This is a genomic window from Lysinibacillus sp. BS3 (genome assembly GCF_039614735.1).
GTDB classification, from domain to species: domain Bacteria; phylum Bacillota; class Bacilli; order Bacillales_A; family Planococcaceae; genus Lysinibacillus; species Lysinibacillus capsici.
Genome location: NZ_CP154860.1, coordinates 1589881 through 1602472, shown reverse-complemented (window position 1 = coordinate 1602472; position 12592 = coordinate 1589881). Strand labels below are relative to the sequence as shown.

The following is a 12592-nucleotide window of genomic DNA, read 5'->3' as shown; positions in this document are numbered from 1 at the left end:
CATTTGATTCTAATCAAATAATATCTAGATTATCTAGACAAAAAAATGGGGAACACAACATAGCGTGTTCCCTATTTTTCCGAAGTGAATGAAAAAATGAAGATAATTTTCTATTCTGCCTTATTCACAACTAGCAATTATTGTTAGATATACTATAATGGAAAAGGGAATAGGGATGTTTTAAATAAAGTCTTACGGAGGTTTACAATGAGTGTACCGCAATATAAACGAGTAGTTATTAAACTAAGTGGTGAAGCGTTAGCTGGAGAAGCGGGCTTCGGTTTATCACCAAAAATAATCAAGTCTGTTGCAGAAGAAGTAAAAGAAGTAGTAGATCTTGATGTAGAAGTTGCTGTTGTTGTAGGTGGCGGTAATATATGGCGTGGGAAAATAGGTAGTGAAATGGGAATGGATCGTGCTGCTGCGGACTACATGGGCATGCTGGCAACCGTAATGAACTCCCTAGCTTTACAAGATGCACTTGAAAAATTAGGCATTGAAACACGTGTTCAATCTTCTATTGTGATGACTCAAGTAGCGGAGCCATACATTCGTCGTAAAGCAGTTAGACATCTTGAGAAAAAGCGTGTCGTTATCTTTGCAGCAGGGACAGGTAATCCATTCTTCTCTACTGATACGACTGCCGCATTACGAGCAGCAGAAATTGATGCTGATGCAATTTTAATGGCTAAAAACAATGTCGATGGCGTTTATTCAGCGGATCCTAAAGTGGATGAGACAGCCATTAAATATGATACACTCACATACTTAGACGTTATCCAACAAGGCTTACAAGTAATGGATTCAACGGCTTCAACTTTATGTATGGATAACGATATCCCGCTAATTGTTTTCTCAATTACGGAGCCGGGTAACATTAAACGTGCTGTACAAGGCGAAAAAATCGGAACAGTTGTTAGGAGGAATGTATAATGGCTAAACAAGTTTTAGAACAAGCTAAAGAAAAAATGAACAAAACAATCGCAGCTTTCTCACGCGAACTAGCATCTATTCGTGCAGGTCGTGCGAACGCATCTCTATTAGATCGTATTTCGGTTGATTACTATGGAGCAGCAACACCAATTAACCAACTTGCGGGTGTTTCTATACCTGAAGCTCGTTTATTAGTAATTACACCTTACGATAAATCTATTTTAGGTGATATTGAAAAAGCAATTATGAAATCAGATATTGGTATCACACCAACAAATGATGGTTCTGTCATTCGTCTTATGATTCCTGCTTTAACAGAAGAGCGTCGTAAGGATCTAGTAAAACAAGTGAAAAAAGAAGCGGAAGATGCAAAAATTGCTGTACGTAATGTTCGTCGTGATGCAAATGATGATTTGAAAAAACTTGAAAAAGCTGGCGAAATCACAGAAGACGATCTACGTGGCTATGGAGAAGATATTCAAAAGTTAACAGATGAATTCATTGTGAAAGTAGATCAAGTAGCGAAAGATAAAGAAAAAGAAATTTTAGAGGTGTAAATAAACCTTTTACACGTCTATGATGGAACTTTTTGATGAGATGAAGGCGTCCTATACTTAACAGGACGTCTTTTCTCTTTATTATTCATAGCCAAATTGCTTACTCAAATAGAGAGCATGTATGAATGTGAAAAGGTCATTAATGATACAATCATTATTATTTAACAAACTCATTCTTTAATATGTGTATAGTTCTAAAATAAGCTAGTACATACATAGTCAATTTAGAGGGAAAAAAAAGACAAAAGGCGCTTTTGTTTGTTATGATAGGTTAGTATACGTCCGATTAGTTGTAGTGGGGGAGTTAGCATGTTTAAAAAGCTATTAGGTAAACAAATAAATATGGATACACTATCATTGGAGGAGCGTGTGGCCCTAGCTAAAAGCGAGCCGATTCCTGCCCATGTAGCGATTATTATGGACGGAAATGGACGTTGGGCGAAGAAAAGAGCTATGCCACGTGTGGCTGGTCATCATGAAGGAATGAAGACGGTGCGTAAGGTGACGAGATTTGCATCAGACTTGGGTATTAAAGTCTTAACTGTCTATGCATTTTCCACTGAAAATTGGAAGAGACCAAAACCTGAGGTAGATTTTCTTATGCGGCTACCTGTTGAGTTTTTAGGTTCCTTTTTACCAGAAATGATGGAGCGTAATGTACGTGTCGAAATGATTGGAGACCCATCTTTATTACCTGCCCATACACAAAAAGCGTTGTATGAGGCAATGGAAGAAACGAAGCATAATACAGGGCTTATTTTAAATTTTGCACTGAATTATGGTAGTCGTTCTGAAATGGTCAATGCCATGAAAATGATGCTTCAAAAAGTGCAGGACGGTCAATTAACGATGCAAGACATAACAGAAGATTGCTTAACATCTCATTTAATGACGGCCCATTTACCTGAACCAGATCTTTTAATTCGTACAAGTGGTGAAGTGCGATTAAGTAACTTTATGCTATGGCAGCTCGCCTATACAGAATTTTGGTTTACAGATACATTGTGGCCAGATTTTAGTGAGGAAAACTTACTCGAAGCGGTGGAAAACTATCAGAAACGTAATCGCCGTTACGGTGGGTTGAAGGGAGAAGAAACAACTTGAAACAAAGAATTATTACCGCAATAATTGCAGCAGCACTTTTTATCCCATTCGTTATTTATGGAAAAGTACCATTTGCCTTACTTGTGCTAGCAATGGCTATTGTCGGTTTTTATGAAATACTTAAGATGAAAGGGATTTCCATCTTATCTGTGCCTGGCTTCTTAGGACTGATCACTTTAATTTTACTGGTTATCCCGAAAGACTGGAGTGAAAGGGTTGTAGAATTAATAGGCTATTCGTCTAATCTAATGGTAGTCTATGGTCTAATGATGCTACTTCTTATTTACGTGGTTTTAGTAAAAAATAAAATTACTTTTGACGAAGTTGGCTTTATTTTATTAGGCGCATTTTATGTGGGATTAGGATTCCATTATCTAATTGAAACTAGAAATGTTGGATTAGAGTATGTTGTCTATTGCTTATTAGTTGTTTGGACAACGGATTCAGGTGCATATTTTGTAGGTAGAAAATTAGGGAAAAATAAGTTATGGCCAGAAATTTCACCTAAGAAAACGATCGAAGGCTTTATAGGTGGAATAGTCATTGCTGTTATTTTTGCAGTAGGTATGCAACTCATTTACCCATTCGCAAATGGTTATATATCACTTGTTTTTGTAACGATTTTTGCCTCAATTATTGGTCAAATGGGCGATTTGGTAGAATCTGCTATTAAACGTCACTTTGATGTAAAAGATTCAGGCAATATTTTACCAGGGCATGGAGGAATTTTAGATCGCTTTGATAGTCTATTATTTGTCGTGCCTCTACTTCATTTTTTACATTTATTTGGTAATTAATTGTATAGGAAAAGACATTTTGCTAAATCATTTGCTTAGATAGAAAAAGGGGACAATTTGTTGTGAAAAAAATTAGTTTATTAGGTGCAACTGGTTCAATTGGTTGGCAAACCTACGATATCTTAAAAGAACAACGTGATGCTTTTCAATTAGTAGCTTTTTCATCAGGAAAGAACCTAGAGAAAACGCGAGAAATGATTGAAACATTAAAGCCCGAATTAGTTTCTGTGCAATTAGAAGAAGACGCACTAACACTAGCTAAAGAGTTTCCAAATATCCAATTTACGTTTGGAGCAAAAGGACTTGTAGAGGTCGCAACACATCCAGATTCGACTGTACTTGTCAATGCTGTGCTTGGAAGTGTAGGCCTTGAATCAACATTAGCAGCCATTCGTATGGGCAAAACGATTGCTATTGCTAATAAAGAAACGCTTGTAACTGCTGGTCATTTAGTGATGGCAGAGGCCAAAAAATACAAAGTAGCCATCTTGCCTGTAGATAGTGAGCACTCTGCCATCTTCCAATCGATGAATGGTGAGAATCCGAAAAATATCGAACGTTTGATTATTACCGCTTCTGGTGGTAGCTTCCGTGATAAAACACGAGAACAATTAAAACACGTGACGGTCGCAGATGCACTGAATCATCCAAACTGGTCTATGGGTGCAAAGATTACGATAGATTCCGCTACAATGATGAATAAGGGATTAGAAGTCATCGAAGCACATGTTTTATTTGATATGCCTTATGATAAAATAGATGTACTTTTGCATAGAGAAAGTATTATTCACTCTCTAGTTGAGTATCATGATACTAGTGTTATTGCTCAGCTAGGTACACCCGATATGCGTGTGCCAATCCAATATGCTTTAAGCTACCCAGACCGTATACCATTACAAAATGGTCAGCGACTAAATTTAGCGCAAATTGGTCAACTACATTTTCAAGAGATGGACTTTGAGCGATACCCTGCTTTGCGTTTAGCGTATGAGGCTGGTCGTATGGGTGGTACGATTCTGACAGCAATGAATGCAGCAAACGAAGCGGCAGTTGCAGCCTTTTTACAAGGGAAAATCACATTCCTTGAAATTGATGAGACGATTGAACGTGTGATGCAGGCACACCAAAACATTGCAGTACCAGATTTACAAACCATATTACATGTGGATAGTGAGACAAGAAAAATAGTGTTAGACATGGTAAAATAACGAAAGCACTGTATCGTTAACTAATCGCTATTAAAGGTGGGGTATTATGCAAACAGCCATTGCATTTATATTAATATTTGGTATGCTCGTCTTCTTCCATGAACTTGGACATTTCTTATTCGCCAAACGTGCAGGTATCTTAGTACGTGAATTTGCGATCGGAATGGGTCCCAAAATTTATGGAAAAACGCATGGTGAAACAATGTATACTATTCGATTATTACCAATCGGGGGATACGTACGTATGGCCGGCGAGGATATGGATGGCACGGAATTACAGCCAGGCTACCGAATAGGGCTTATTGTGAATGAAGATAATGTTGTTAAAAAAATTATTTTCAATCAAAATAATAAGCAGTTACCAGATTTATTATTTTTAGAAGTTGAACGCGCCGATTTAGAGAAGGAGTTATTTGTAGAGGGTTATGATGAAGAAGAACGTCTAGTTCGTTATCAAGTAGCTAGAGACTGTGTGCTTGTGGAAAATGGTCGTGAACTTGTCATTGCGCCACACGATCGTCAATTTAATGCAAAGACAGTTGGTCAACGAGCAATGACTATCTTTGCAGGCCCTTTGTTTAACTTTATTCTCGCATTTGTGATTTATTTAGTGATTGGATTGATCCATGGTGTACCAACATACGAGCCAATTATCACAGAAGTAGTAGAGAATGATCCAGCTGCACAGGCAGGGATGCTGGCAGGAGATAGAGTAACAGCTATTAACGGACAAGCAGTTGAAAAATGGCAAGATTTAGCTGCAATCGTTCAAGATCATCCAAACGAAGATATTGCTGTGACAGTTGAACGAAATGGACAATCAGTGAACTTAAATATGACCGTTAAGGAAATCCAGCAGGATGGCGAGAAATATGGTCAAATAGGTGTACGCTATGAAAGTCCCAGAGAATTTAACCCATTAAAGGCAGTTGTTTATGGAGCTCAAGAAACCTATAATATGACAGTGAAAATATTTGAACTATTAGGTATGCTAATTACTGGTAAGTTCACAATAGACGCACTTTCAGGTCCTGTAGGTATTTATAAAGCAACAGAGCAAGTTGCCCAGTATGGTATTATGAACCTAATGAATTGGGCAGCAATGCTAAGTATTAACTTAGGAATTATGAACCTACTTCCATTACCAGCACTTGACGGAGGCCGTTTATTATTCTTTGGCTTTGAAGCTTTACGTGGTAAACCAATTGACCGTCAAAAAGAAGGTATTGTACATTTTGTAGGAATCGTCCTACTCATGATTCTAATGGTGGTTGTTACATGGAACGATATACAAAGATTTTTCTTTTAATTCATTTACAGTTAAATGAAATTTGATTTCCTAGCTTTGAGCGCAATTTCGATGAAACATTGCGCTCAAAGCTAAATTTGTTTATGCTATTGAGAGTATAAACTTATCTATTGAAAAAGGTGGAACACTGAATGAAGCAAAGTAAAACATTTATCCCAACGTTACGTGAAGTACCTGCTGATGCTGAGGTAAAGTCACATAAGCAATTACTACGTGCAGGGTTTATTCGTCAAAATACAAGTGGGGTATACTCGTATTTACCGCTTGCAAAACGTGTGCTAACAAAAATTGAAACAATTATCCGAGAAGAAATGGAAGCTATCAACTCCATTGAGCTACTAATGCCATCTCTACAATCTGCTGAGCTATGGCAGGAATCAGGTCGCTGGGAAAAATACGGACCTGAATTAATGCGCTTAAAAGACCGACATGACCGTGATTTTGCATTAGGGCCAACACATGAAGAAGTCATTACAACTTTAGTCCGTGATGAAATTAAATCATATAAAAAATTACCGCTAACATTGTATCAAATTCAAACCAAATTCCGTGATGAAAAACGTCCTCGCTTTGGCTTACTACGAGGAAGGGAATTTATCATGAAAGATGCTTATTCTTTCCATGCGTCACGTGAAAGTTTAGATGAAACATATGAAGATATGTATCGTGCTTATTCTAATATTTTCTCCCGTCTCGGCTTAAACTACCGTGCTGTTATTGCAGATGCAGGTTCGATTGGCGGTAAAGGAACACATGAATTTATGGTCCTTTCTGAAATTGGGGAAGATACAATTGCGTACTCAGATACTTCTGATTATGCAGCAAATATCGAAATGGCTGAAGTAATTGTTGACTATCAACCATCTGATGAAGCTTTAAAAGATGTAGAAAAAGTAGCAACTCCAGAGCAAAAAACAATTGAAGATGTTTCAGCATTCTTAAAAGTAGAACCTGCTAATGTCATCAAATCTCTAGTTTTTGATGTAGATGGAGAGCTTGTAGTAGTGCTTTCACGTGGGGATCATGAAATTAATGATATCAAATTGAAAAATGCACTTGATGCAGGGTCTGTGGAACTTGCAAGTGAAGAAGCGATTCAAGAATTATTAGGTTGTGGCGTTGGCTCAATTGGTCCAGTGAATTTACCGGTAGACGTAAAAGTAGTAGCAGACCATGCTATTAAATCTATCCGTAATGGTATTGCAGGTGCCAACGAAGATGGATTCCATTTAGTCAATGTTAACCCTGAGCGTGATTTTGCAGTTAATGACTATTTAGATATTCGTTTTATTCAAGAGGGAGATCCTTCTCCTGATGGACAAGGTAACATTAAGTTTGCAGAAGGTATCGAGGTTGGTCATATTTTCAAATTAGGTACTACATACTCTGCTAAAATGAATGGTACTTTCTTAGATGAGCAAGGTAAGGCTCAACCATTTATTATGGGGTGCTATGGTATTGGTGTTTCTCGTATTCTAGCTGCTGTAGCGGAGCACTTCCAAGATGACAATGGCTTTACATGGCCAACACAATTAGCGCCATATGATATTCATGTTGTGCCAGTAAACACAAAAGATGAGGCACAAGTGACATTAGCGGAGGAGCTTTATGGCTTATTAAAATCATACCGTTATGATGTGTTACTAGATGATCGTCCTGAACGAGCGGGTGTAAAATTCGCTGATGCTGATTTAATTGGCTTACCTGTTCGAGTAACTGTTGGTAAAAAAGCAACAGAAGGTATTGTAGAAGTGAAATTCCGTCAAACGGGTGAAACATTTGAATGGAAAAAAGAAGAAGTAATTGATCGTCTGAATGAATTTTTTCGTAAAAATTAATGACGAGCTAAAAATTGGTGATAATTAGAATTTGATGCTTTTAATAGAGGCTTTCGTATAATTTTGATAAGATAGATATAAATAATTCGCGACACTTCTGCGGGACAGTGAGCCAAGCAAGCAACAACAGATGGTAAAATATCTGTTAAACTTGAAGAGCGCCCGCAGTGTGGGAGCGAATTTTTTTCTTGAATTCATCATGCGTTTGAGACGAATTAGAACATGAGGCTAAAGAAATTGCCTCTTTCTGAAAGTAGGTGTCATTAGATTGGAACAGCAACAAGAGGCAAGAATGAGACTTCGAATGCTCTTGCAACAACTAGAGTTAACAGATGATGTATATATGTCATTTTTTGAGGAAGGTGAACTATCACGCCTGACAGTTCATAAAAAGGATAGACTTTGGCATTTCACAATTAAGTTAAAGGATATATTACCGTTTCCGTTATATCAGCTTTTCCGTACGCATTTGACAGAGAAATTTTCAACGATAGCACAAGTTAATACGACATTTGAAACATTAGAAAAAAATGTCACAGAGGAACTGGTGCAAGCGTACTGGCTAAATGTTGTGGAACAAATTGATGAGATGGCTCCAACGCTTAAAAATTGTCTCATTACCCAAATACCAACGTGGAACGGCCAAAAAATGACTTTATCCTGTATGCAGGAAATGGAATTTATGATGCTCAAATCGAAGTATGCGGACAAACTAGCAGAAAGCTATGGTCAATTTGGTTTCCCTCGTATGGCAATCGACTTTGTGCTACAAGAAGAAACGGAAGAAATGATAGCGGCACAGGAAGCATTTATGGAGCAGAAACGTCTGGAAGAAGTGGCTCTGGCACAGCAAGCGATGCAAGATTTCCAAAAGCGTGAGCAAGAGAAGAAAGACAATCCGGCACTGGCCAACCTTGGCGACCGTCCATTCCAACTTGGGATGCATATTAAAGATGATGAAATCATGGAAATTAAACGGATTGTTGAAGAAGAACGCCGTGTTATTATTGAAGGATTTGTCTTTGATACGGAAATAAAAGAATTAAAAAGTGGACGCTCCTTATTACAAATCAAAATTACCGACTATACAGATTCCATCATTGTTAAAATGTTTTCTCGTGACAATGATGATGCTGAATTAATGCAACATCTGAAAAAGGGCATGTGGGTTAAAGTTCGAGGCTCTGTTCAAACCGATACGTTTATTCGTGATTTAATCGTCATGGCGAATGATATTAATGAAATCAAAAAAGAAACACGACAAGATTTAGCACCAGAGGGTGAAAAGCGTGTTGAGTTACATTTGCATACACCAATGAGCCAAATGGACGCTGTTACACCTGTGGATCGGCTTGTTGCTCAAGCTGCAAAGTGGGGGCATCCAGCAATAGCTATTACAGATCATGCGGTGGTACAATCATTCCCTGAAGCATATGCAGCGGGCAAGAAACATGGCATTAAGATTATTTATGGTCTGGAAGCAAATTTAGTTGATGATGGTGTACCAATTGCCTATGCTCCAGAGCATCGTTTATTGGCAGACACAACGTATGTTGTTTTTGACGTAGAAACGACAGGGCTATCAACTGCATATGATACCATTATTGAATTGGCTGCAGTTAAAATTAAAGATGGACAAGTTATTGATAAATATGAAAGTTTTGCAAATCCACATCATCCACTTTCGGCTACTACCATTGAATTAACAGGTATTACGGATGATATGGTTCGAAATGCACCAGAGGTAGAGCAGGTCATTAAAGAATTTCATGCCTTTATTGGAGATGCAATCGTTGTCGCTCATAACGCATCATTTGATATTGGTTTCCTATATACAGGCTATAAAAAATTTGGTCTTGAAGACACAGTCCATCCTGTCATTGATACATTAGAGCTAGCAAGATTGCTTTACCCTACAATGAAAAACCATCGCTTGAATACACTGTGTAAAAAATTCAATATTGAATTAACACAGCATCACCGAGCAATTTATGATACAGAGGCGACAGGATATCTACTGCTGCAGCTATTAAAGGATGCTGATGAGCTAGCTATTAAATACCATGATGACTTCAATAAGCATATTGGTGGTGGGGATGCCTATAAAAAAGGTAGACCTATGCATTGTACAATTTTAGCAGTTGATAATGCAGGCTTAAAAAACTTATTTAAAATCGTCTCACACTCTCATACAAAAACATTCTATCGTGTTCCTCGGGTGACACGTGCCGTGCTTGAACAATATCGTGAGGGTTTATTAGTTGGATCAGGTTGCAGTAATGGTGAAGTATTCGAAACAATGATGAATAAGTCTCCAGAGGAAGCAGAGAAAGTTGCTCGTTTTTATGATTATATTGAGGTGCAACCGAAGGCTGTATATGCACCATTAATCGAACGCAATGTTGTACGTGATGAATGGACATTAGAAGATATTATCCGTAAACTTGTTAAACTCGGGAAGAAGCTAGATAAACCTGTTGTTGCAACTGGAAATGTTCATTATTTAGATCCGACAGATGGGATGTTTAGGCAGATACTTATTGGTTCACAAGGTGGAGCAAATATTTTAAATCGTTCTAAGCTGCCAGAGGTCCATTTTAGAACAACTGATGAAATGCTGAAAGAATTTGATTTTTTAGGACCGGACCTTGCAAAAGAAGTGGTTGTGACGAATGCTCAAAAAGTAGCAGCAAGTATTGGGGACGTTAAACCGATTAAGGATGACCTATATACACCAAAAATTGAGGGCTCCGATGATGAAGTAACCAATTTAACTTATGAAATGGCCCATCGTATTTATGGTGAGGAGTTACCGGAAATTGTGAAAGCTCGAATTGAAAAAGAGTTAAAATCGATTTTGGGACACGGTTTTGGTGTAATTTATTTAATTTCTGCCAAGCTAGTGAAAAAATCATTAGCTGATGGCTATTTAGTTGGATCACGTGGTTCGGTGGGTTCCTCATTAGTAGCCACTTTTATGGAAATCACAGAGGTTAACCCATTACCGCCTCACTATATTTGTCCTAGTTGTAAACATTCCGAGTTTTTCGATGATGGATCTGTCAGCTCAGGCTTTGATTTACCAAATAAAGACTGTACGGAATGTGGAACACCTTATAAAAAAGATGGACAAGACATACCATTTGAAACCTTCCTTGGATTCAAAGGTGATAAGGTACCAGATATCGATTTAAATTTTTCTGGTGAATATCAGCCTCAAGCGCACAACTATACAAAGGTGCTATTTGGTGAGGATTATGTATTCCGTGCTGGAACAATCGGTACAGTTGCGGAGAAAACAGCATATGGCTATGTGAAAGGCTATGCAAATGATCATAATTTACATTTTCGTGGAGCAGAAGTTGATCGTTTAGTTCAAGGCTGTACAGGAGTAAAACGTACAACTGGGCAACACCCTGGAGGAATTATTGTTGTTCCAGATTATATGGACATTTATGATTTTTCTCCAGTGCAATTCCCTGCAGATGCGCAGGATGCAGAATGGCGTACAACCCATTTTGATTTCCACTCTATTCATGACAATATTTTAAAGCTAGATATACTTGGACACGATGATCCAACGGTGATCAGAATGTTACAGGATTTATCGGGAATTGATCCTAAAACAATTCCGACCGATGATCCTGTCGTCATGAAAATTTTTAGTTCTCCTGAATCTTTAGGTGTTACAGAAAAGCAAATTGGCTGTAAGACAGGGACACTAGGTATACCAGAATTCGGTACGCGTTTTGTACGTCAAATGCTAGAAGATACGAAGCCTTCGACATTCTCGGAGCTTGTACAAATTTCTGGACTTTCCCATGGAACAGACGTATGGCTAGGGAATGCACAAGAATTAATTCAAAACGGTACATGTGTGCTAAAAGAAGTAATTGGTTGTCGTGATGACATTATGGTGTATTTAATTTATCAAGGTCTAGAGCCGTCACTAGCCTTCAAAATTATGGAATCGGTTCGTAAAGGGAAGGGATTATCAGAAGAATTTGAAGCCGAGATGCTCGCCAATAAAGTACCAGGTTGGTATATTGAATCTTGTAAAAAGATAAAATACATGTTCCCGAAAGCCCATGCCGCAGCATACGTGCTAATGGCAGTACGAATTGCCTGGTTCAAGGTCCATTTTCCAATCCTTTATTATGCAGCGTATTTCACAGTTCGAGCAGATGATTTTGATTTAATTGCAATGGTGCAAGGATCGCAAATGATTCGAGCACGGATTGATGAAATCAATATGAAAGGCTTAGATGCATCCACTAAAGAGAAAAACTTATTAACGGTGCTGGAGCTTGCATTGGAAATGTGTGAGCGAGGTATGAGTTTCCAAAAGGTTGACCTATATCGTTCCCAAGCTAGTGAGTTTGTCATTGATGGCAATTCACTAATCCCTCCGTTCGATGCAATTCCGGGTCTTGGAACCAACGTGGCGAAAACGATCGTAGCTGCTCGTGAAGAGGGAGAGTTTTTATCCAAGGAAGATTTACAGCAACGTGGTCGTGTTTCCAAAACGCTTATCGAATACATGGACCAGCTTGGTTGTTTAGAAGGCATGCCTGATGCTAATCAGTTATCGCTATTCTAGTATTACAATTGTTTTGCATAGAAAGGTCACAATGTAAATTCAAATTCCTGACACAATATGGTTATCTATAATGAAGGAAATTTGCATTGTGTCGAGAACTGTGCTATTCTAATGGTAATAATTTGTTGATATTTTTCCAGCAAAAGAGTGGGGCATACCCGCTCTTTTCTGTTGTTTAACCGTAGCAAAACAAATTTTGACTAACAGCAGGTAAGACCGTAAAATTTCACCAAAGCAACTGGTGGA

8 protein-coding genes are annotated in these 12592 nt (G+C 38.2%); all 8 read left to right on the top strand.

Annotation, left to right across the window (positions count from 1 at the left end):
- Positions 1-207 precede the first annotated feature (207 nt).
- Positions 208-933 (top strand): UMP kinase, encoded by a 726-nt coding sequence (gene pyrH, locus AAJG31_RS08260; protein WP_004269260.1) that lies wholly within the window; start codon positions 208-210, stop codon positions 931-933.
- Entirely contained in the window at positions 933-1490 is a 558-nt protein-coding gene (gene frr / locus AAJG31_RS08255) for a ribosome recycling factor (protein ID WP_004269259.1), read from the top strand. The genes pyrH and frr overlap by 1 nt, the downstream gene beginning before the upstream one ends.
- Positions 1491-1799: 309 nt before the next feature.
- Positions 1800-2594, top strand: coding sequence for an isoprenyl transferase (locus AAJG31_RS08250; protein WP_004269258.1), 795 nt, complete (start codon positions 1800-1802; stop codon positions 2592-2594).
- Positions 2591-3391 (top strand): phosphatidate cytidylyltransferase, encoded by an 801-nt coding sequence (locus AAJG31_RS08245; RefSeq protein ID WP_048391571.1) that lies wholly within the window; start codon positions 2591-2593, stop codon positions 3389-3391. Before AAJG31_RS08250 ends, AAJG31_RS08245 begins: the two co-directional genes overlap by 4 nt.
- Positions 3392-3453: 62 nt before the next feature.
- Positions 3454-4599 carry a 1-deoxy-D-xylulose-5-phosphate reductoisomerase gene (gene dxr, locus AAJG31_RS08240; RefSeq protein WP_004269256.1) on the top strand — a complete coding sequence of 382 codons (1146 nt, stop codon included), beginning with the start codon at positions 3454-3456 and terminating at the stop codon, positions 4597-4599.
- Positions 4600-4645: 46 nt separating this feature from the next.
- A complete protein-coding gene (rseP, locus tag AAJG31_RS08235; RefSeq protein ID WP_054550529.1) occupies positions 4646-5908 on the top strand; it encodes an RIP metalloprotease RseP in 1263 nt (420 codons plus the stop codon).
- A 131-nt stretch (positions 5909-6039) separates the two neighbouring features.
- On the top strand, positions 6040-7746 hold the full coding sequence (locus AAJG31_RS08230) for a proline--tRNA ligase (protein WP_279494201.1): 1707 nt from the start codon (positions 6040-6042) through the stop codon (positions 7744-7746).
- A 268-nt stretch (positions 7747-8014) separates the two neighbouring features.
- Positions 8015-12346 (top strand): PolC-type DNA polymerase III, encoded by a 4332-nt coding sequence (locus AAJG31_RS08225; protein WP_279494202.1) that lies wholly within the window; start codon positions 8015-8017, stop codon positions 12344-12346.
- The last annotated feature ends 246 nt before the right edge of the window (positions 12347-12592 follow it).